This is a genomic window from Xanthobacter autotrophicus, from assembly GCF_030015065.1.
GTDB classification, from domain to species: domain Bacteria; phylum Pseudomonadota; class Alphaproteobacteria; order Rhizobiales; family Xanthobacteraceae; genus Xanthobacter; species Xanthobacter autotrophicus_D.
In genome coordinates this window covers 26,468-46,036 of the sequence record NZ_JAIVFN010000023.1, presented here as the reverse complement: position 1 = coordinate 46,036, position 19,569 = coordinate 26,468, and the positions used below count along the sequence as shown (strand labels likewise).

Sequence of the window (19,569 nt, the reverse complement as noted above, 5' to 3'; positions counted from 1 at the left end):
CTCCCTGCCCTCCCCCGCAAGCGGGAGAGGGTTCCGTTCCGCCAGCCGCGAGCGGCGGTTCACGCCGGCCGCAGGGGCGCGCCGGACCTTTCCCCATTTGCCCGATCCGGCGATTTGCGCGATGGATGGCGCGATGACCGGCGATCCTGCGCTCCACAAGACGCGGCGGCGGCATCGGGGAGGAAAGGCGGGACGGAGGGCGCGCCAGCGGCGGGCCAGACGACGCGTCTTTCGCGCTTGACCCTCGCGCGCCGGACCGGGCGCCGGCGGGGGGTCGCAGAAGGACGATCAAGACCTGATGGCCACCACCGCCGATGCCCCGCAGGAGGCGCCTCACCACGCCGCCGGCGACATCGCCTTCAGCCCGCATCTGTCCGGCGCCTCCATCCTGGTGGTGGACGACGAGCCCGGCATGCGGAACTTCCTCGTGCGCATGCTCGCCTCCCGCTGCCGGCACGTGGCGGAGGCGGCGGACGTGGCGACGGCCTCGCGACTGCTGGAGGCGACGCCCTTCGACCTCATCATCCTCGACAACATCATGGCCGGGCGCACCGGCCTCGAATGGCTGGAGGAGCTGCGCGGCTCGGGCTTCTACCGGGACGTGATCCTCATCACCGCCTTCGCGGACCTGGAAACCGCCATCAAGGCGCTGCGGGCAGGGGCGGCGGACTTCGTGCTGAAGCCGTTCCGCTCCAACCAGATCCTCAACGCCATCGCCCGCTGCCTCGACCGCGGCCGGCTGATGCGCGAGAATTTCGTGCTGCGGCGCGAACTCAAAGCCCTGCCCGGCGCCGGCGCCATGGTGGGCGCCTCGAACGCCACCCGCACCGTGCGGGGCATGATCGAGCGCGTCGGCCCCATGCCCACCACCGTGCTGGTGACCGGCGAATCCGGCACCGGCAAGGAAGTCACCGCCCGCTCCCTGCACGATGTCTCGCCCCGCGCCGGCAAACCGTTCGTGCCGGTGAACTGCGCCGCCATCGCCCCCGAGATCATCGAGAGCGAGCTGTTCGGCCACCTGAAGGGCGCCTTTACCGGCGCCGCCTCCTCCCGCGAGGGGCTGTTCTTCTATGCCCAGGGCGGCACGCTGTTCCTCGACGAGGTGGGCGAGCTGCCCCCCGCCATGCAGTCCAAGCTCCTGCGCGTCATCGAGGACAAGAAGGTCCGTCCGGTGGGCGCCGAGCGGGAGGTCCCGGTGGACGTGCGCCTCATCGCCGCCACCAATTGCGATCTAGCAACGGCGGTGGCGCAGGGCCGCTTCCGGCAGGATCTCTATTACCGGCTCAACGTGGTCAACATCCACCTCGCTCCCCTGCGCGAGCGGGCGGCGGACGTTGAACCGCTGGCCCACCTGTTCATGGCCGAGCTGTCGGCCCAATTGGGCGTGCCGCCCCTCGCCCTGACGGAGGCGGTGCTGCGCGCCCTCGCCCGCTACGACTGGCCCGGCAATGTGCGCGAGCTGCGCAACGTCATCGAGCGCTCGCTCATCCTCGGCGAATTCCCGGGCGACGTGGTGCCGGACGCGGACGAGGAACCGGCGGTGGAAAACGCCGACGCCCTCCCCCAGGCCCTCGGCGCGGTGGAGAAGGCCCACATGCTCAAGGTGCTGGGCGAGGCCGGCGGCAACCGGGCGGAGGCGGCGCGCCGCCTCGGCGTCTCGCGCAAGACCCTCGACCGCAAGCTGAAGGCCTGGAATGCCTGAACCGGCGGCGCAGGCCGCGCCAAGGGGCCGGTTGTCCCTCCTGTTCTCCCGCCTGCGCTCGGTGCGGGCGCGGCTGCTGGCCATCGCGCTTTTGCCGACGCTCATCATCATGCCGGCGGTGCTGGCGCTGGTGGTGACGTGGTGGACCCGTCAGTTCGACCACCTGCTCATTTCCAAGGTGGCGGGCGACCTCACCATCGCCCGGCAATATCTCGACCGCCTCATGGAGCGCTCCGACGAGACCCTGCACGCGCTGGGGGAGTCCGTCGCCTTCGCGCGGGTGGCAGAGGCCGGTGACGGCGCCGCCATGGCCGATTTCCTCAATGCCCGCCGCCGCGCCATGGGGCTCGATTTCCTCTATCTGCTGGACCCGCAGGGCCGCCGCATCGCCGCTTCCCCGCCCGCCGCGCAGGACGGCCCGGAAGCGCCCCTGTGGTTGGTGGAGCGCCGCGCGCTTGAGGGGCAGGCCTCCACCGAAATAGATATCTTCGCGCCCGAGCAGCTCGCCCACCTCTCCCCGGAGCTTGCGGCGCGCGCCCATATCGCCCTCGTCCCCACCCCAGGCGCCGTGCCCACCGCCCGCGATGCGGAAGACCGGGGCATGGTGGTGCAGTCCGGCACGCCGGTGCAGCTTGCGGACGGCACGCGGACGGGGGCGCTGGTGGGCGGCATCCTGCTCAACCAGAACCTGGATTTCATCGACACCATCAACGACCTGGTCTACCGCCCCGGCAGCCTGGCGGAGGGCAGCGCCGGCACCGCCACCCTGTTCGTGGACGACGTGCGCGTCTCCACCAATGTGCGCCTGTTCGAGGGCCGCCGGGCGCTGGGCACCCGCGTGTCGCAGGAAGTGCGCGCGGCGGTGCTGGGCGAGGGCCGGGTGTGGCTCGACCGCGCCTTCGTGGTCAACGACTGGTACATCTCCGCCTACGAGCCGGTGGTGGACAGCAAGGGCCAGCGCATCGGCATGCTCTATGTGGGCTTCCTGGAGGCGCCGTTCCTGGCGCTGAAGCGGGCGAGCCTTGCCGCAGTGGGCATCGGCTTCCTGCTGGTGGCGCTCATCGCCAGTCCCGTGCTGCTGCGCTGGGCGGCGGGCATCTTCCGGCCGCTGGAGGCCATGAATGCCACCATCGCGCAGGTGGAGGCCGGCACGCTCTCGGCCCGCACCGGGGTCGCCGCCACCTCCGACGAGATCGGCCGCGTCGCCCACCATCTCGACGGCATGCTCGACCTGCTCCAGCAGCGCGACGCCGAGCTCAGGCGCTGGGCGCAGGAACTCGACGGCCGCGTCGCCGCCCGCACGGCGGAGCTGAAGGCGGCCAACGCCGAGCTGGCCGCCACCCAGCGCCAGCTGGTGATGTCGGAGAAGCTGGCGGCCATCGGCGAGATCACGGCGGGGGTGGCCCACGAGATCAACAATCCGGTGGCCGTCATCCAGGGCAACCTCGATGTGGCGCGCGACGTGCTGGGGCCGGCGGCGGCGCCGGTGCGCACCGAGTTCAACCTCATCGACCAGCAGGTCCACCGCATCACCATCATCGTGTCGAAGCTGCTCCAGTTCGCCCGGCCGGCCGAATTCGTCGGCCATCTGGAGCCGGTGGCGCCGTCCGAGGTGATCGGCGATGCGCTGGTGCTGGTGCAATACCTGCTCGCGCGCGGCGAGATCGAGGTGGTGCGGGATGAAAGCGCGACGCGCCTCGTCCCCATGAACCGGGTTGAGCTGCAACAGGTGCTCATCAATTTGATGGTCAATGCCGCCCACGCCATGCCGCGGGGCGGCACCCTCACCCTGCGCACCCGCGATGCGGCGCAGAACGGGCGCGCAGGCGTGTCCATCGAGGTTCAGGACACCGGCCCCGGCATCGCCCCCGAGCATGCGGCGCGGGTGTTCGATCCCTTCTTCACCACCAAGCCGCAGGGCGGCGACAAGGCCGGCACCGGCCTCGGCCTCTCCATCAGCTTCACCTTGGTGGACCGGGCCGGCGGCACCATGAGCCTTGCGAGCCCGCCGGGACACGGCGCCACATTCGCCATCTGGCTGCCGCAGGCGGATGCCGCCGCGTGGGGCGGCTGACCGGCGGCGGTGTCAGCGGTAATAGGCGCCGAGGCGCGCGCCATCCACCTCATGCACGGCCACCTCCATGTCATAGATGGCGCGCAGCACGTCCTCCCGCATCACCTCGTCCGGCCCGCCGGAGAACAGCAACCGGCCCTCCTTCATGGCGACGATGCGGTCGGCGTGGCAGGAGGCGAAGTTGATGTCGTGGATCACCACCACCACGGTCTTGCCCAGCTCGTCGGCGGCGCGGCGCAGGAGGCGCATGGTGGCGGCGGCGTGCTTCATGTCGAGATTGTTGAGCGGCTCGTCGAGCAGCAGGCAGGCGGGGTCCTGCGCCAGCACCATGGCGATGAAGGCGCGCTGGCGCTGGCCGCCGGACAATTCATCCAGAAGGCGATGTGAGAGCCCCGCGAGGTCCACATAGGCGATGGCCTCGGCGATCTTCTCCCCGTCCTCGCGCGTCAGGCGCCCATGGGAATAGGGAAAGCGCCCGAACGCCACCAGCTCGCCCACGGTGAGGCGCGGCGTGATCTGGTTGGCCTGCCGCAGGATGGCCATGCGCTTTGCCAGCACCGCGCCGGGGGTGGCGAACACGTCGAGCCCGTCCACATGAACGCTGCCATGGTCCGGCGCCATGAGCCGCGCCACGATGGACAAAAGCGTGGACTTGCCCGCCCCGTTGGGGCCGATGACGGCGGTGAGGCCGCCCGCCGGCAGGCTCAGGCTGACATCGTCGAGGACGCGGGTGGCGCCATAGGATTTCGACACGTGGGCGATCTCGATCACGGCCGGGTGCCCCTCAGAAGCAGCAGGATGAAGACGATGCCGCCGGTGAACTCGATCACCACGCTCAGTGCCCCGTCATAGCCGAGCCCGCGCTCCAGCACGGTCTGCCCGCCCGCGAGGCCGGCGACGGCGATCAGCGCCGCGCCCGGCAGGGTGTAGCGATGGCGGTCGGTGCCGAGGGCGAGATAGGCGAGGTTCGACACCAAAAGGCCGAAGAACAGCACCGGCCCCACCAGCGCCGTGGAGACCGAGACCAGCACGGCGATGACGAGGATGAGCAGGGTGACCATGCGCCGGTGGTCCACGCCGAGATTGATCGCCGCATCCCGCCCCAGCGCCAGCACGTCGAGGGCGGGCGCGAGGCGCCAGGCCAGCACCCCGGCGGCAAGGATCGCCACCGCCGCCACCGGCAGGAGGCTGGTGTCCATCACGTTGAAGCGGGTGAACATCAGCGACTGGAGCACCGAGAAGGCGTTGGGATCGAGGATGCGCTGGAGGAGGTTGGCGAGCCCCCGGCACAGAATGCCGAACACGAGGCCGGCCAGCACCACGAGGTGGAAGCCGCGCCGCCCGTCGAACAGGAAGCGGAAGAGGCCGAGCGCCACCACCGCGAGCAGCAGCGCCTCGCCGGCAAAGCGCAGGCGCGGATCGAGCGCCGCCTCACCCTGCGCTCCGAGCACGAACACCAGAGCGGTCTGGAGCGCCACGTAGAGCGCGTCGAAGCCCATCACGGCGGGGGTGAGGATGCGGTTCTCGGTGAGGGTCTGGAACAGCACGGTGGCGATGGCCACCGCCACGCCCACCAGCACGAGGCCCGCCAGCTTGCCGCCGCGCAGGGACAAAACGAAGCCCCAGTTGCCCCGCGCCCCAACCGTCATGAAGCAGGCCATGGCGACCAGCGTCGCCAGCACCAGCAGGAGGAGCACGCGCCGCGCCCTTATGGTGCGCGCGTCAGCCAAGGCGCAGGCGCCGCCCGAGCAGCAGGAAGAGGAACACCGCGCTGCCCGCCACCCCCGCCACCGTGCCCACCGGGATCTCGTAGGGGTAGCGGATGAGGCGGCCAAGGATGTCGCAGGCCAGGAGGAAGCCGGCGCCGGACAGCGCGATCCACGGCAGGGTCCGGCGCAGGTTGTCGCCCAGAACCAGCCCCACGGCATTGGCGACCAGCAGGCCGAGGAAGGGCACCGTCCCCGCCGTGGCGATGGCGGCGGCCGTCGCCAGCGCGACGATGGCAAGGCCCAGGGCCACGATGCGCCGATAATCGAGCCCGAGATTGCGCGCGAAGGTGTCGCCGAGGCCGGCGACGGTGAAGCGGTCCGCCGCCGCATAGGCGATGACGGCGAGCACCACGCACAGCCACATCAGTTCGTAGCGCCCGCGCACCACGCCGGAGAAATCCCCCGTGGTCCAGGCGGCGAGGGATTGCAGCAGGTCGGCGCGATAGGCGACGAAGGTGGTCAGGGCATTGATCACGCCGCCCAGCATGAGCCCCACCAGCGGCACCACCACCGCGCCGCGAAAGGCGATGCGGTCCACGATCTTGAGGAACAGGACCGTCCCCGCCAGCGCGAAGGCCGCCGCGACCAGCATCTTGCCCAGCAGCGGCAGGCCGGGGGTCAGAAGGGTGGCGCAGAGCAGGCCGAGGCTCGCCGCCTCGGCGGTGCCGGCGGTGGTTGGCTCCACGAAGCGGTTGCGGAACAGCATCTGCATCAGCGCCGCGCACACGCCCATGGCGAGGCCGGCGAACAGCAGCGCCAGCGTGCGCGGCACCCGGCTCGCGACGAGGAGCAGCGTCGCGCGTCCCGCCGCCTCACCGCCGCCCGCCGCGTCGCCGGCGAGGCTCGCCCGCAGGGCCGAGACGAGGGAGCCGGGGGCCATGTCCCCCACCCCCACCAGCACGCTCAGCACCGCGAGCGAAAGGAGGCCGAGGAGCGCCAGCCCCAGCCGCGCGCGATCCGGGCGCGGTTCGGCCCGGCCCTGCGCGGGGCCGGGGCCCGGTCCACCTGTTTCCATGGCCTATTTGCCCTGCCGGGCCTCGAGGACCTGCGCCAGCTCCTCGGTGATGGTGGTGAGCGCGGCGCCGCCGCTGCCGACGATGTACCAGCGCACCGCATCGAGATCGACGACCCGCCCGCTGCGGGCGGCGCGGGTGGCGGCCACCAGATCATTGTCCAGCACCGCGCGGGCGGCGGCCCCGCCGCGCCCCACCGCAGCGTCGCGATCGAGCACGAACAGCCAGTCGGGATCGGTCTTCAGGATGTATTCAAACGAGATGACCTCGCCGTGGGCGACGGTGGTGTCGCTGGTCGCGGCCGGGGTGAAGCCGAGATCGTCGTAGATCCAGCCGTAGCGCGATCCGGCGCCGAAGGCGGTGAGCTTGCCGCCATTGACCATGACCATCAGCACCCGGCCGACCTGCGGCGCCAGCGCCTTCACGCGAGCGATGGCGGCATCCATGCGCGCGAGGAGGGCTTCGGCCTGCGGCTGCCGGTCGAAGATGCGGCCCAGCAGCTCCACATGGGCCCGCGTGCCGGCGACGAAGCGGTCGGCGGGGACGGTGAGGTCGAGGGTGGGCGCCAGCTTCGCGAGATCGGCATATTTCGCCGCCGAGCGCGGCCCCACGAGGATGAGGTCCGGCGCGGCGGCGTTCACCGCCTCGTAGTCCGGCTCGAACAGGGTGCCGATCTTGAGATAGCGGCGGTCGCGATACTTGCCGAGATAGTCCGGCAGGTTGGAGCCCGGCACGCCCGCCACCGCCACGCCCAGCGCGTCCAGCGTGTCGAGGGCGGCGATGTCGAACACCAGCGTCGTGCGCGGGCGCTCCGGCACCTTCGTCTTGCCCCGCGTATCCTCCACCACCATGTCGGCGAAGGCCGGCAGGGCGCCGCAGGAAACCAGGGCAACGGCGAGGCCGAGGGCGGCGCGCCGCGTCAGTCCGTGCCGACCCGCCTGCGGGGGCATGTGTCGCGACGCGGAAGCACGTGCGGATCTACACGTTCCGAAGGCGTCAATAATGGCGTCCATAACGCTCTCGCAAATAAAACAGCCGTTTCGCAAATAAAAAACGGCTTCCTGGATGTTGAATACAAAGACGGGCCGATCCGAAGGGAGCGACCCTCATCGCACCGCCCTCATCGCACCGCCTTGGGCGGCATGCCGAAGGCGCGCTTGAAGGCGGTGGAGAAATTGGCGGCGGAGCTGTAGCCGGCGATGGTCGCGGCCTCGGTCACGCTGACGCCTTCCGTGAGCAGTGCGTCACGGGCACGTTCCAGCCGGCGGCCGCGCACATAGTCGAACACGGTGGTGCCGAAGGTGGCGCGGAAGGCGCGCTGCAGGCTGGTGACGCTCATGCCCGCCTCCTGCGCCACCGCATCCAGGCTCAGGCTGTCGCACAGGCGCGCCTCCAGATACTCCTGCACCTGCCACATGCGCTGCTTCACGCGCGGGCGGGCGCGCTCCGCGGCGGGGGCGGCATCGCCCATGGCGCAGAAGGCCTCGAACAGCATCTCCATCACGCGGCTTTCCATGTAGAGGTCGCGCAGGAAGCCGCCATAGGGCGGCAAGGCGAGCACCTGCTCCGCCATGGCGACGAGGCGAGGCGAGGCCCGCCAGCTCAGGCTGGAGAGGTGATCGGCGCTGATGCGGCGTACCGTGCCGCTGCGGTCCATCTCCTCGAACAGGGCCTGCTCCAGCCAATCGGCCGGGATGGTGATGTTCACCTTGCGCACGTGCTGGCCGCGCTGGCCCTTGCGGACGAAGAGGCCGGGCTCCGCGCGCACCAGCAGCGCCGCCTCCGCCTCGCCGGCGCGGGCCGGGCCGAAGCGGAACGGGCGGCCACCCAGCTGGACATCGGCATGGCCCTCCAGGAACAGGCCGAGCGTGATGCCGCGCGCATGCACCACCTGGCTGGTGAGGTCGTGCAGGTGCCGGGCATCGGTGGCGTGGAGCACCGCGCCGCTGCGCAGGGATGTCATCAGGTAGCGCCCGCGCAGCACCGCGCCATCCGCGAGGGTGCGCGGGGCGGTCAGCACGAACTGGGTGCCGGCGAGATGGGACAGCGCGGCGATGTCGGCGCTGCGCACCACCTGCCGCCCGGCATCGCCCGGCATGGGGACGGCGCCGCCGCCCATGGGCGGGAGAGGGACGGGCAAGGGCGCTACGGACGAGGGCGTCGTGGAAGAGGAAGCCGCAGGCGTGAAATGCGCGGGCGAGGAACCAGCCGGCCGCGCGCCACCCTCCGCCGCGCCCTGCGTCCTGGACGCGGCGCCGGTGCGGCGGCGGAGCTGAGAGTGGGGATCGGTCATCCCCCAAGAAGGACTTCGCGGCCCCGCCGCTGTCAACAGCCGCGTGCCACCATGTATTTATTATTATTCAAAAGTGGATCGCATCATCTATCATCGAACTCGATCAGTTCCATATTTTAGGCGACGGCACAAACGAATTGCAACGTCCGGCAAAAGACCATACTGGCGAAAGCCGTAAAACTCCCCTCTCGAATGGTTCAGCCTTGATTGCTCTGGTGATGGGACGGGGATTGTTATGAAGGGATTTCGACTTTCGGCGCAGGCGCCGCATTCCGCCGCGCGGCCTGCTGGTATCGCCGGTGTCGCCATCCTGGCGTCGGCGCTGCTTCCGTCGGCGCTCCCCCTGTCGGCGCTCACCGCCGCCCGCGCTGAAGCGCAGACGGCGGATGTCAGCCTCGACACGGTGAACGTGGAGGGCACCCAGGACAGCGCCATCCTCACCGAGGGCAAGGACACCTACACCGCCTCCGAAACCACCATCGGGGTGGGCAGCCCGACCCCGGTGCGCGAGATCCCGCAATCCATCTCCACCGTCACCCGCCAGCGCATGGACGACCAGAACTTCACCCAGCTGGAGGACGCCATGCGGCGCACCACCGGCATGGTCATCCTCGCCAACGACCAGGGCCGGTCCTCCATCTTCTCGCGCGGCTTCGAGATCGACACGCTGCTGGTCAACGGCCTGCCGGCGCCGCTGTCCTCCATCCTCGGCACCCAGCCGGACCTCTTCATCTTCGACCGGCTCGACGTGCTGAAGGGACCCGCCGGCCTGTTCTATGGCGGCGCGGGCGGCAACAATGCGGGGCCCGGCGGCATCATCAACGGCACGCTGAAGCCGGCCACGGAAAAGTACTTCCTCAATTCCGACCTGAGCTACGGCTCGTGGGACTTCGTGCGCGCGGAGGTGGATGCCGGCGGCAAGCTCAACGAGAAGGGCACGGTGCGCGCCCGCATCGGCGGCGCGTTCCAGGACCGCAATTCGTTCGTGGACTATAACGAGAACCAGGTCTGGGTCGGCTACGGCACCCTCGCCTTCGACATCACCGAGAACACCACCCTGTCGCTCTATGCCTGGCACCAGGAACGCGACATGCTGCCCTTCAACGGCCTGCCCGCAATCAATCTGGGCGGCGGCGTGGGCCAGCTTCTGGACGTGCCGCGCTCCACCTTCGTGGGCGGGTTGTGGAACCGCTTCAACAACGACACCACCGACTATCTGGCGGAGGTAAAGCACGACCTCGCCAATGGCGGCGAGGCCAAGGCCTCCCTGCGCTACTCCGACCGGAACATCGACTACAAATATGCCTATGGCGGCTCGGCGGTGAGCACCGCGCCGGCCACGTTCGGCAACATCTCCATGCAGTACACGGCGGCGAAGGTCGAGGAGACCTCGCTCTCCGGCGACGCCCATGTCTCCACCCCGTTCCAGGCCTTCGGGCAGGAGCACACTCTCACGGTCGGCGCCGACTTCCGCGCCGTGGACCAGACCCAGTGGACGCCCACCTCCACCACGCTCCCCGGCACCTACAATGTCTACGCCCCCAACCCCTGGGCGGTGGCAGAGCCGGTCACCATCTACAATCGCGAGAGCGTCACCGACCCCAACCAGTACGGCCTCTACACCCAGGCCCGCATCAATCCGCTGGACCAGGTGCACGTCATCCTCGGCGGGCGTCTCTCCTGGTACGATTCCACATCGGACGTGACCACCGCCAACGTCGGCACCGGCAAGGTCACGGCCACCTCCAGCTCGGTCGATATCGACAACGAGTTCCTGCCCTATGCGGGCTTCGTCATCGACCTCACCAAGGACATCTCCTTCTACGGCAGCTATACGTCGACCTTCACCCCGCAGACCGAGCTGGACGCGGCCGGCGACGTGCTGCCGCCGCGGCAGGGCTACCAGTATGAAGGCGGCCTGAAGGGCTCCTTCCTCGACGGCGCGCTCAATGCCTCCGCCGCCATGTTCCTGATCCGCGACAACAACCGCGCGCTCGCCACCAATGTCGCCAACGTCTACGTGGCGTCCGGCGAGGTCCAGGTGTCGGGCTGGGAAGTGGAGGTCAGCGGCAAGCTGGCGCCGGGCTGGGAGATCTATGCCGGCTATACCTACTCGGAGACCGAATACCTCACCGCCACCGCCGCGCAGCTGACGGCAGGCTTCAGCACCTATACGCCGAAGCACAACTACAATTTGTGGACCAAGTACGAGTTCCAGGATCCGATGCTGAAGGGCTGGCATGTGGCCGGCGGATTCAAGATCCTCTCCAGCTTCTACACCAAGTCCGGCGGCGTGACGCTGACCGAGGACGGCTACACCACGGTGGACGGCCAGGTGGGCTACAAGTTCAACGACAACTGGAAGGCCACCTTCACCGCCACCAACATCTTCGACGAGGTCTATTACACCCGCGTCGGCTCCACCTCCCTGTTCAATTTCTACGGTGAGCCGCGCGGCTACTGGCTGAAGGTGAGCGCGACCTACTGACCATGCTCCAGATCCTCGCCAAAGCCATCCCTCCGGGGGCCATCCTTCTGGCGGCGGCCGCCGGCCTCTGCCTCGGCGCCCTCTCCCTCGCCGGCACAAGGCCCGCCACGGCCGAGCCGGTGACCCTGCCGGGGGTGGAGGAGCGGGCCCTCGTCTCCAAGGGCGGGCTGGCCTACCGTATCTTCATCGCCGTGCCGAAGGCGCCCCCGCCGCCTGAAGGCTATCCGGTGGCCTATGTGCTGGATGGCAATGCGGTGGTCGGCACCCTCGCCGACATGGCCCGCGGCGGCACCCTCGCCCAGGGCGGGATCATGGATCCTGCGGTGCTGGTGGCCATCGGCTATCCCGGCGACGCGCCCATCAACATGCCGCGGCGGGCGAAGGACCTCACCATGGCGCCCGCCACGCCGGACAAGGGATCGTGGACCTATCTCACCCCCGAGGGCACCGGAGGGGCGGACGCCTTCCTCGCCTTCATCGAGGACGAGCTGAAGCCCGCCATCGCCGCCTCCTTCAAGGTGAACCCGGCGCGGCAGGCGCTGATGGGCCATTCCTTCGGCGGCCTGTTCACGCTGCATGTGCTGTTCACGCGGCCGGACGCCTTCTCCACCTATGTGGCCGCGAGCCCCTCATTGTGGTGGGCGAATGGCGCCATCGCGCGGGAGGAGGCCGCCTTCGCCCGCCACCCGCCGAAGACGCGCAAGCGCCTCGTCCTCACCGTGGGTGCCTATGAACAGGAACTGCATCCCCTCCTGCACGCCGGCCCCAATGCGGAGGCCACCGCCCGCAAGCAGGCCGAGCGCCGCATGGTGGACGGCGCCCGCGAGCTCGCCGCCCGGCTCGGCGCCCTGCCCGGCGTGCCGGTGGACGTGACCTTCACCATCTTCCCCGGCCAGACCCATGCCTCGGCCGCGCCCCATGCGCTGCTGCTGGGGCTGGAGACCTTCCTCGCGCCCCAGTCCATGGACGCCGCCAGATGAACGTGCTGACAACCACCGAGCCGCGCGCGGCGCGCTATCGCGGCATCCGCGTGCTGGAAGTGCTGCGCGCCGAGCAGATCACGCCGCGCCTGCGCCGCATCGTGCTGGGCGGCGCGGAGATCGAGGGCTTCGGCGCCGGCCCCAACATCAAGCTGCTGATCCCGCCTGAAGGGGTGGAGCAGCCTGAATGGCCCCTCGCCGGGGCGGACGGGCGCGCCATCTGGCCGGCCGAGGGCTTCAGGCCGGCGGTGCGCACCTTCTCGGTGCGCCGGTTCGATCCGCTGCGCGGGGAATTGTCGGTGGACTTCGCCTGCCATGGCGGGCACGGCCCCGCCGCGCGCTTCGCCGCGCGTGCCCGGCCGGGCGATCTGGTGGGGATCGGCGGGCCGGGCGGGCGCACCCTGCCCCCGGCGGACTTCCACATCCTCGCCGGCGATCATTGCGGCCTGCCCTCCATCGCCGCCATCCTCGAAAGCCTGCCGCCCCAGGCGCGGGGCGCCGCCCTGCTGGAGGTGGAGGACGAAGCCGACGCCCTCGACCTCGACCGGCCCACCGGCATGAGCCTCGCCTTTCTGTATCGCCGCGGCGCCCCTGCCGGCACCACCTCGCTCCTCGCCGATGCGATCCGCACGCTGGAGCTGCCGGAAGGCAGCGCCGTCTCGGCCTGGATCGCGGCGGAATCGGCGGCCGTGCGGGCCGCGCGGACGCACCTCGTGAGCGAGCGAGGGGTGGAGCGCGCCGCGGTGGTGGCCATCGGCTACTGGAAGCGCGGCATCAGCGAGCCCGATTACGACGCCGCCTACCGCCACGACCGCGAGGAGGATCCGCCGGCCGGCTGATCCGCCCGCCGGGCCCGGGGCCTGTGCTCAGAGCCTGTTTGAAAATTCCCACCGGGACGCCTTTCGGCAGGTGGGCGCTCTACCCGGCTCGTCATGGCCGGGCCGAGTTCCCGGCTGTTCCAGGGTCTTTCCCAGACCCAGGGCGTGGATGCCCGGGACAAGCCCGGCCTTTTGCCGAGACCGACAATCGGAATGATGCGGTCTCGAACTTGGCCTTGTAGCCTGAATTGGCGGTGCGCGCGACCCATTCGACGATGGTGTCGAGATCGCCATGCAAGGTGATCTGGAGGTCGCCGCGCTTCTCGCCGGGGCTGATGACGATGCGGTCGATGACTTGGCGGAGCGCCTCGGCAGCCTCGCGGGCATCGTCGGGATGATTGAGCGCTTCGGTCAGGCGCTCGATCCTGCGCCGGTAGAGGTCGCCGATGTTGGGGTGAATGTCGGGCAGATCGACGGGGGCCTCCGACAGCCGCGCGTTGAGTTCGTCTTGCTTGCCCTCAAGCTCGGTCAGCCGCGCCGACAGGGCGCGATGATAGCCGCCTTGCTCGATGACGCGGACGATCTCGGCAATGGCCTTCTCGGTGTCGGCAAGCGCGCGCCGGGTGGTCTCGCCCGACGTGCGGCGCTCGCGGTTGAGGCGGTTGGTTTCCTTCGCGTAGGCGCGCATGGCTTCGGCGGCGGCCTCCGGCGCCATCAGGCTGTCGCGCAGACCGGCGAGCGCGCGAGCCTCCAGCGCCTCGCGGCCGATGGTGCGAGCGTTGTCGCAGCCATTGGACAGTACATGATTGGTGCAGGCGTAGCGGTCCTGGCCGCGCCGGGCATAAGAGCCGTTGCAGCATCCGCAGAACAGCAGGCCGGACAACAGCGTGCGCGGCCGGTGTGTGGCGTTGAGACCGCCATTGGCGGCGACGCTGCGGCGGATACCCTCGCGGGCACCTTCGATCTGTTTGGTATAGAGGCCGGTCAGTTCATCCTGCCGCGCCTTGGCGGCGTCCCATAGCTCCTGCGGCACGATACGAAGCGCGGGGACATCGGTGCGTATCCACTCGCTCTCGGGATTGAGGCGCAGGACGCGGCGGCCGGTGTCCGGGTTCTTCATCTGCCGCTGCCGGTTCCAGCGGATGACGCCGATGTAAAGCTCGCAGTTGAGGATGCCCGAACTGATGGCGCGGTTGCCGCGGATCGTCGTATCCGACCAGCGCTTGCCGGTCGGGCTCGGGATGCCCTCGCGGTTCAAGTCTGCTGCGATCTTCTGCGGCCCCTTGCCGGCGACATACTCGCGGAAGATGCGCCGCACGATCTCTGCCTGATCTTCGATGATCTCGCGTTCGCCCCGGATCGGCTCGCCGTTCGTGTCCAACGTCTTGACGACGCGATAGCCATAGGCGTTGCCGCCGCCGATCTTGCCGGCCTCGACACGGCCCCTGATGCCGCGATGGGTCTTGAGCGCGAGGTCTTTCAGGAACAGCGCATTCATCGTGCCCTTGAGGCCGACGTGAAGCTCGGTGATCTCGCCTTCCGACAGCGTGACAATGGAGACGCCTGCGAAGCGCAGCCGCTTGAACACGGCGGCGACATCTTCTTGATCGCGGCTGATGCGGTCCAGCGCCTCGGACAGCACCATGTCGAAGCGGCCCGCCTGGGCGTCGGCCAGAAGCTCCTGAATGCCGGAACGGATGAGCGATGCGCCGGAGATGGCGCGGTCGGAATAGCTGTCCACCACGGTCCAGCCCTCGCGCGCGGCGCGCTCGCGGCACTGGCGCAACTGATCCTCGATGGAAGCATCGCGCTGGTTGTCGGACGAATAGCGAGCGTAGAGCGCAACACGGGGCATGGTCATCTCCGTTCGATCAGTCTTTGATTGCATCCTCCGGCGTCGGCATTGAGTCCGGTGCCCTGTCCAGAAGCCTCGTCAGATTGCCGCGCTTCGCCTTGCCAGCACGCGCTTTCAGGAAATCGCTGGCCGTTTCCACAGCCCCGATCTTCTGCGCCACGGCCGAGACGATCCACTGATTGAGGGACACGCCATCCTCCATGGCAAGGCGCGCCGCCGTCTCCTTGAGCGACTGCGGCAGTTGTAGCGGGTATTTGTAGCGTTGGGCCTGCGTCATGTGTTCAGTCTCCTGACGATTTCTCCCGGTGTTGCGATAGTCACGCCAAGCGTCAACGCCGGGCGGAAGTCCTTGACGTTATGCGTCACGATGGCCTCGGCCTGTCCGTTCAATGCGGCCTCAAGCACCATCTCATCCGCGACATCGGACAGCATAGGTCGCGTCCGAAACGAGATATCGACGCCCTCGGATACGGCGGCGAGCGCGCTCATCACCGAAGCGACATCCTTCAAACTGTGACCCGTCGCCTTCCGGGTTTCCTCCCGGCTCAGCACCGCCTCATACTCCAGAAACAGCGCCGTCGAACAAAGCGGCGTCACCGTGCCCCGGTCAACGAACCGGAGAAGCAGGTTGCTCGCCCCGTTGCGGCTGCGGAACGCCGCCACGATCACGTTGGTGTCCAGAACCAGCCTCATCGGAAACAATATAGTGACATCTCATAAGATGTCAACGATTTGGGGTGCCAAGAGCGATCACGGACCTCGCGACCGCGAATGGATCAATCCTCATCTTCGGCCTCCCGCCCGGTCTCGTGCTCCGGCTCATCGCCGGATTTCGGGACGTTGTCATTCGCGGCGATGCGCGCGGCAAAATCCTCGCGCGCGATGCGGCGGCCGATGATGCGGGCAAGCTGGAGAGCTACCTCGTTGACCTTGCGCAACGACTCGGGATCGGGACCGTCCGTGCCGCCGTTATCGTTGGCCGCGACGGGATGCCGCTCAGAATCGGGCGGGTCAGCCGGCATCATGGGGGCCCGCCTTTCCGCCGGGGTCTTCGTTGTCATTGACGGCGCGCCATCCGACAGGGTTGGCAACCCAGCGGTTGATGTCGGACTCGCGCCAGCCAGCACCATGGACGCTGATCTTGATCCGGGGTGGGAACGTGCCCTCAGTGATCTTGCGATAGATCGTGGACTTGGACAGCCCGGTCCGAGCAAGGACGGTGGTCATGCGGACGATACGATCTGGCTGGTGCATGGTCGCGCTGCCTCCTGCTGACTGTTCTTGAGGGTTTCCGAGACCAGACAGAGCAATGATTTATCGTTGTGCAAGAGATATTTTCTCGTCGTAGTGCTGCGGCGTAGAAACGGCGGCAAATACTTGCAATCGGCGGAATCGTTCCATGTCGCCCAACACGGCGCGCCGCGATTTTCGGGCGACGGCATGACACTAAATCAGAGTCCGATTCCCCGTCCTCTGCCGAGCCCGTGACTGATGGCAAGGTCGCGGCCAAGACTGTGGCCTGAGTCGAAATCGATACCGAGTTCGCGCTTCCGGCCCCGGAGCAGGGATTCCATCTGCGCATCGCGTTCGAGGCTCATCGCCATGTTGCCCATCTCCTTACGCGCGGCCTTGTAGCCGGAGTAGTCGCTTGCCGCATATTGGCGCTCGCTGGCCCGGTCGAGCTTCTGCCAGCGCTCCACGAAGCGGTCCGCACGGCGCTGCGGATCGGTGCGGATTTCAGTCTCCAACTGGAGGGCGCGAATGGTGCGGCCAGTCCGGCCCGATCCCGCTTCACGGGCGAGGCTTTCGTCCTTGGCGTAGGCGGCTTCCGCATCTTGCCAGCCGTAGGGCCGGACCTCATCGAAGGCTTTGCGGGAATCGACCAGTTCCGTCCACTGCTCCGGGCTGGCCTTGCTGCCCATGTCCTCGGTGCTGAATATCGCATCCACCGCGCGGGCATGACGCTTGAGAGCTTCGGTGCGGGCGCGACGCAGAGCTACCTCCGGGTCATCGGCGGCCTCACGGACGGGCGCTGTGGAGCCACGCCGCGTCGCTACACCCGCGCTTTCCCTTTCCGGCTGGGCTGCCTCCCTTTCCGGTCGCTGTGCCTCGCTGGCCGGCGGCGCGGCATCTACGGATGGACGCAGACCATCGAACATACTGCGCACTTTCTCGGGCACGACCTTGCGCACGATCTCGGCGACGCGCTCGCGGAAGGTGATGCCGCGCCGCTGGGCGTAGCTCTGTGCTGGCTCGTAATCTGACGCCATGTCCTTGGTCCGGTCGCGCGACAAGGTGCTTATGAGCTTGTCCTGACTGGCGAAGTCGTCACGGCCGTAATGCAACTCCATCCCGTCGCGGTGTCGCGACAGCGCGACATAGCTGCCGTGAGCATCCATGCCCGGCGTCGCCAGCACATGGGTGCGGTCCACCGTCATGCCCTGCGCCTTGTGGATCGTCGCCGCGTAACCGTGGTCGATGCGGTTGTAATCCTTGAGGTCGAACGAGACATTGCGCCCGTTATCGGTGCGAACCGCCATGCTCTGCGCGCTGACCTGTTCGATGGTTCCGAGCGTGCCGTTCTTGACGCCAAGGCCGCGCTCGTTTTGCAGGAACATGACGCGATCCCCGGTGGCAAAACTGCGTTCGCCGCGCTCGACGGTGACGCGCACGTCCTCGCCGAGATCGCCCGCCGCGCGCATCCGGTCGCGCGCTGCCTCGTTGAGTTCGCGCACCTCGGCATTGGTGTGGGTGAGGATGATGCGGCTGCTGTCCGGCGACGCCTGCCGGTTGCGGTCCCAGCGGTCGATCAGATCGTCGCGCGCCCGTTCGCGGGTTTCGGCTGCATGCACCATGCCGTGACTGTCATAGGCATGGATCGCATTGCCGGTCCTGCCGGTTGCCAGATCGCGGGTGGCATCCCGCTGCCAGTCCTCCCGCTGGCGGCGGACTTCGCCGATTTCCGCGCCACCGTGGCGCTCATGGATCGAGCGGAACGCCGCGCCCGCCTCGATGGATTGCAACTGTTGCGGATCGCCGACCAGCACCACCTTAGCGCCAGCTTCTGCGGCATGGGACAGCACGCGCTCCAATTGCCGCGTGCCGACCATGCCCGCCTCATCAATGACAAGCACATCGCGGTCGGTGAGCATGTCATGGCCATTCTTCCAGCCGTGTTCCATGCTGGCGATGGTGCGTGACGCGATACCCGATCCGCTTTCCAGATTCTCGGCAGCGATGCCGGACAGCGCAACGCCGCGCACCTCATAGCCCGTCGCCTCCCATGCCTCGCGCGCCACGCCCAGCATGGCGCTCTTTCCCGTCCCGGCATAGCCGACGACGATGCCCAGATCGCACCCGTCCGTGACATGCGCCAGCGCGTCGGCCTGCTCACCGGAAAGGACAAGGCCCCGCGCTTCGGCTCGTGCAAGCGCCGCTTGCCTGTCGGCGTCGTTCACCTCATGGCGCTCGCGGTCGGCCATGAGTTCGGCGGCACGATGGAGACGCTGTTCGGCCTCGATCATGTCGCGCGTGGTGAAGCGGTCCTCGCCGCGAGAATCCTTGCCGAGTTCGACCAGATCGGGTGCATTGCGCATCGCCCCCATGACCTCGTTGAACTGCTCCATCCCGTCACTGTGGCGATGCGCGAACTTCGCCATGTCGCGGCGCGTGAACGTCGATTGCTGATGCGTGATCGCGTCGAGTGCAATGGACGGATCGGAAATGATACGCGCGCCGTTGTTGCGGGCAATCTCGCGGTGCATGTCCGCGCGGTCGGCGGCCTCGATCCCTTCGCCCTCGATCCGCTGCGCCGGTGCGCCGATCTGGCTTTGTGGTTCAAGGTCGATGCCTTGCGCTTCCAGGCTGCGATGGTCGATGCGCGCGTCAATGTCGAGTTCGGCCAGGCGTTCGTTGGCCAGCTCCGCCCAGCGTTCCCGCCAACGCTCGACCATCTGGGTCGCGTTCCAGTCTCGCACCTTCGGGCCGAAGCCGTTCTCGTCAACGGATCGCATGGTCAGCATGACATGGGCGTGGGGCTTGGGCATCCCATCCTCGCCGATGTCCCAATGCACATTGAGATCGGCGATCATGCCCTGATCGACAAACTCCGACTGCGCGAAGTCGCGGGCAAGCTCGATGCCTTGCGCCTGCGTCATTTCGCGCGGGATTGCAAACTCCACCTCGCGGGCAAGCTGTGCGTCCTTCCTGACCTCGAACGCCTCGACATCGTTCCACAGCCGTTCGCGGTCGCTCCATCGCTCGGGGGCGTTCTCCGGCAACAGCACCTCGGAATGGACGACGCCGCGCTTGGCGGAAAAGTCCTGCACGCGGCCAAGCCGCTCATCGCGCAGACGCGAGGCCGAGCGGTAGGCGGCGGCCGCCACCGCGCTCTGGCCGCTCTTACGGCTGATGACCTTGACGTGAAGATGATAGATCGCCATCGCGATCGGATCATTGACATGCTCAAGCGCACGTCGGAACGACGTATAAGCGCGCCCTCCCTCGAAAAAATCTCGGGATGGACCAGACCGTCGCAAGCTGTCCCGGCAACCTTACAGCATTCCGCAAGTCGCTCG

Annotated in this window: 16 protein-coding genes; 5 read left to right on the top strand and 11 right to left on the bottom strand. The window is 68.3% G+C overall.

The window, feature by feature from the left end:
• The first annotated feature begins 298 nt into the window (after nucleotides 1-298).
• Together K9U40_RS07300 and K9U40_RS07295 are read left to right on the top strand one after the other, a co-directional pair.
• Nucleotides 299-1,702 (top strand): sigma-54-dependent transcriptional regulator, encoded by a 1,404-nt coding sequence (locus K9U40_RS07300; protein WP_282889547.1) that lies wholly within the window; start codon nucleotides 299-301, stop codon nucleotides 1,700-1,702.
• A complete protein-coding gene (locus K9U40_RS07295; RefSeq protein WP_282889546.1) occupies nucleotides 1,695-3,776 on the top strand; it encodes a sensor histidine kinase in 2,082 nt (693 codons plus the stop codon). The genes K9U40_RS07300 and K9U40_RS07295 overlap by 8 nt, the downstream gene beginning before the upstream one ends.
• Before the next feature lie 12 nt (nucleotides 3,777-3,788).
• Here K9U40_RS07295 and K9U40_RS07290 read toward each other — a convergent pair whose 3' ends face one another.
• From K9U40_RS07290 to K9U40_RS07270, 5 genes are all read right to left on the bottom strand, one after another.
• Nucleotides 3,789-4,547 (bottom strand): iron ABC transporter ATP-binding protein, encoded by a 759-nt coding sequence (locus K9U40_RS07290; protein WP_282889545.1) that lies wholly within the window; start codon nucleotides 4,545-4,547, stop codon nucleotides 3,789-3,791.
• A complete protein-coding gene (locus tag K9U40_RS07285) occupies nucleotides 4,544-5,437 on the bottom strand; it encodes an iron chelate uptake ABC transporter family permease subunit (protein ID WP_282889552.1) in 894 nt (297 codons plus the stop codon). Before K9U40_RS07285 ends, K9U40_RS07290 begins: the two co-directional genes overlap by 4 nt.
• 61 nt (nucleotides 5,438-5,498) lie before the next feature.
• A complete protein-coding gene (locus K9U40_RS07280) occupies nucleotides 5,499-6,560 on the bottom strand; it encodes an ABC transporter permease (protein WP_282889544.1) in 1,062 nt (353 codons plus the stop codon).
• Nucleotides 6,561-6,563: 3 nt separating this feature from the next.
• The gene (locus K9U40_RS07275) at nucleotides 6,564-7,508 is read right to left on the bottom strand and encodes a siderophore ABC transporter substrate-binding protein (RefSeq protein ID WP_282889543.1); all 945 of its coding nucleotides are present in this window, start codon (nucleotides 7,506-7,508) and stop codon (nucleotides 6,564-6,566) included.
• Between the two features lie 170 nt (nucleotides 7,509-7,678).
• On the bottom strand, nucleotides 7,679-8,698 hold the full coding sequence (locus K9U40_RS07270; RefSeq protein WP_282889542.1) for a helix-turn-helix transcriptional regulator: 1,020 nt from the start codon (nucleotides 8,696-8,698) through the stop codon (nucleotides 7,679-7,681).
• A 388-nt stretch (nucleotides 8,699-9,086) separates the two neighbouring features.
• On the opposite strand from K9U40_RS07270, the gene K9U40_RS07265 reads away from it, so the two are divergent.
• Genes K9U40_RS07265 through K9U40_RS07255 form a run of 3 tightly spaced genes read left to right on the top strand, consistent with a single transcriptional unit; the run spans nucleotide 9,087 to nucleotide 13,158 of the window.
• Nucleotides 9,087-11,339: a TonB-dependent siderophore receptor gene (locus K9U40_RS07265; RefSeq protein WP_282889541.1), complete on the top strand. Its 2,253-nt coding sequence runs from the start codon at nucleotides 9,087-9,089 to the stop codon at nucleotides 11,337-11,339.
• Nucleotides 11,340-11,341: 2 nt separating this feature from the next.
• On the top strand, nucleotides 11,342-12,319 hold the full coding sequence (locus K9U40_RS07260; RefSeq protein WP_282889540.1) for an alpha/beta hydrolase: 978 nt from the start codon (nucleotides 11,342-11,344) through the stop codon (nucleotides 12,317-12,319).
• Nucleotides 12,316-13,158, top strand: a complete 843-nt coding sequence (locus K9U40_RS07255) for a siderophore-interacting protein (RefSeq protein ID WP_282889539.1) — start codon at nucleotides 12,316-12,318, stop codon at nucleotides 13,156-13,158. Before K9U40_RS07260 ends, K9U40_RS07255 begins: the two co-directional genes overlap by 4 nt.
• A gap of 91 nt (nucleotides 13,159-13,249) precedes the next feature.
• Here K9U40_RS07255 and K9U40_RS07250 read toward each other — a convergent pair whose 3' ends face one another.
• The 6 genes from K9U40_RS07250 to traA all read right to left on the bottom strand — a co-directional run bounded on the left by K9U40_RS07250 (nucleotide 13,250) and on the right by traA (nucleotide 19,434).
• Nucleotides 13,250-14,992: a recombinase family protein gene (locus K9U40_RS07250; protein ID WP_282889538.1), complete on the bottom strand. Its 1,743-nt coding sequence runs from the start codon at nucleotides 14,990-14,992 to the stop codon at nucleotides 13,250-13,252.
• A gap of 16 nt (nucleotides 14,993-15,008) precedes the next feature.
• Entirely contained in the window at nucleotides 15,009-15,269 is a 261-nt protein-coding gene (locus K9U40_RS07245) for a toxin-antitoxin system HicB family antitoxin (protein ID WP_282889537.1), read from the bottom strand.
• A complete protein-coding gene (locus K9U40_RS07240) occupies nucleotides 15,266-15,685 on the bottom strand; it encodes a putative toxin-antitoxin system toxin component, PIN family (protein ID WP_282889536.1) in 420 nt (139 codons plus the stop codon). Before K9U40_RS07240 ends, K9U40_RS07245 begins: the two co-directional genes overlap by 4 nt.
• Nucleotides 15,686-15,768: 83 nt before the next feature.
• On the bottom strand, nucleotides 15,769-16,017 hold the full coding sequence (locus K9U40_RS07235; protein ID WP_282889535.1) for a hypothetical protein: 249 nt from the start codon (nucleotides 16,015-16,017) through the stop codon (nucleotides 15,769-15,771).
• Nucleotides 16,004-16,246, bottom strand: coding sequence for a helix-turn-helix transcriptional regulator (locus tag K9U40_RS07230; protein WP_282889534.1), 243 nt, complete (start codon nucleotides 16,244-16,246; stop codon nucleotides 16,004-16,006). Before K9U40_RS07230 ends, K9U40_RS07235 begins: the two co-directional genes overlap by 14 nt.
• A gap of 197 nt (nucleotides 16,247-16,443) precedes the next feature.
• Entirely contained in the window at nucleotides 16,444-19,434 is a 2,991-nt protein-coding gene (traA, locus tag K9U40_RS07225; protein ID WP_282889533.1) for a Ti-type conjugative transfer relaxase TraA, read from the bottom strand.
• Between the last annotated feature and the right edge of the window lie 135 nt (nucleotides 19,435-19,569).

Excerpts from the sequence above, each read along its gene's own strand:
- K9U40_RS07300 (WP_282889547.1), top strand. The coding sequence starts at position 299 with ATGGCCACCACCGCCGATGCCCCGCAGGAGGCGCCTCACCACGCCGCC.
- K9U40_RS07295 (WP_282889546.1), top strand. The coding sequence starts at position 1,695 with ATGCCTGAACCGGCGGCGCAGGCCGCGCCAAGGGGCCGGTTGTCCCTC.
- K9U40_RS07285 (WP_282889552.1), bottom strand. The coding sequence starts at position 5,437 with ATGGCCTGCTTCATGACGGTTGGGGCGCGGGGCAACTGGGGCTTCGTT.
- K9U40_RS07280 (WP_282889544.1), bottom strand. The coding sequence starts at position 6,560 with ATGGAAACAGGTGGACCGGGCCCCGGCCCCGCGCAGGGCCGGGCCGAA.
- K9U40_RS07275 (WP_282889543.1), bottom strand. The coding sequence starts at position 7,508 with ATGCCCCCGCAGGCGGGTCGGCACGGACTGACGCGGCGCGCCGCCCTC.
- K9U40_RS07265 (WP_282889541.1), top strand. The coding sequence starts at position 9,087 with ATGAAGGGATTTCGACTTTCGGCGCAGGCGCCGCATTCCGCCGCGCGG.
- K9U40_RS07260 (WP_282889540.1), top strand. The coding sequence starts at position 11,342 with ATGCTCCAGATCCTCGCCAAAGCCATCCCTCCGGGGGCCATCCTTCTG.
- K9U40_RS07255 (WP_282889539.1), top strand. The coding sequence starts at position 12,316 with ATGAACGTGCTGACAACCACCGAGCCGCGCGCGGCGCGCTATCGCGGC.
- K9U40_RS07250 (WP_282889538.1), bottom strand. The coding sequence starts at position 14,992 with ATGCCCCGTGTTGCGCTCTACGCTCGCTATTCGTCCGACAACCAGCGC.
- K9U40_RS07245 (WP_282889537.1), bottom strand. The coding sequence starts at position 15,269 with ATGACGCAGGCCCAACGCTACAAATACCCGCTACAACTGCCGCAGTCG.
- K9U40_RS07240 (WP_282889536.1), bottom strand. The coding sequence starts at position 15,685 with ATGAGGCTGGTTCTGGACACCAACGTGATCGTGGCGGCGTTCCGCAGC.
- K9U40_RS07235 (WP_282889535.1), bottom strand. The coding sequence starts at position 16,017 with ATGATGCCGGCTGACCCGCCCGATTCTGAGCGGCATCCCGTCGCGGCC.
- K9U40_RS07230 (WP_282889534.1), bottom strand. The coding sequence starts at position 16,246 with ATGCACCAGCCAGATCGTATCGTCCGCATGACCACCGTCCTTGCTCGG.
- traA (WP_282889533.1), bottom strand. The coding sequence starts at position 19,434 with ATGGCGATCTATCATCTTCACGTCAAGGTCATCAGCCGTAAGAGCGGC.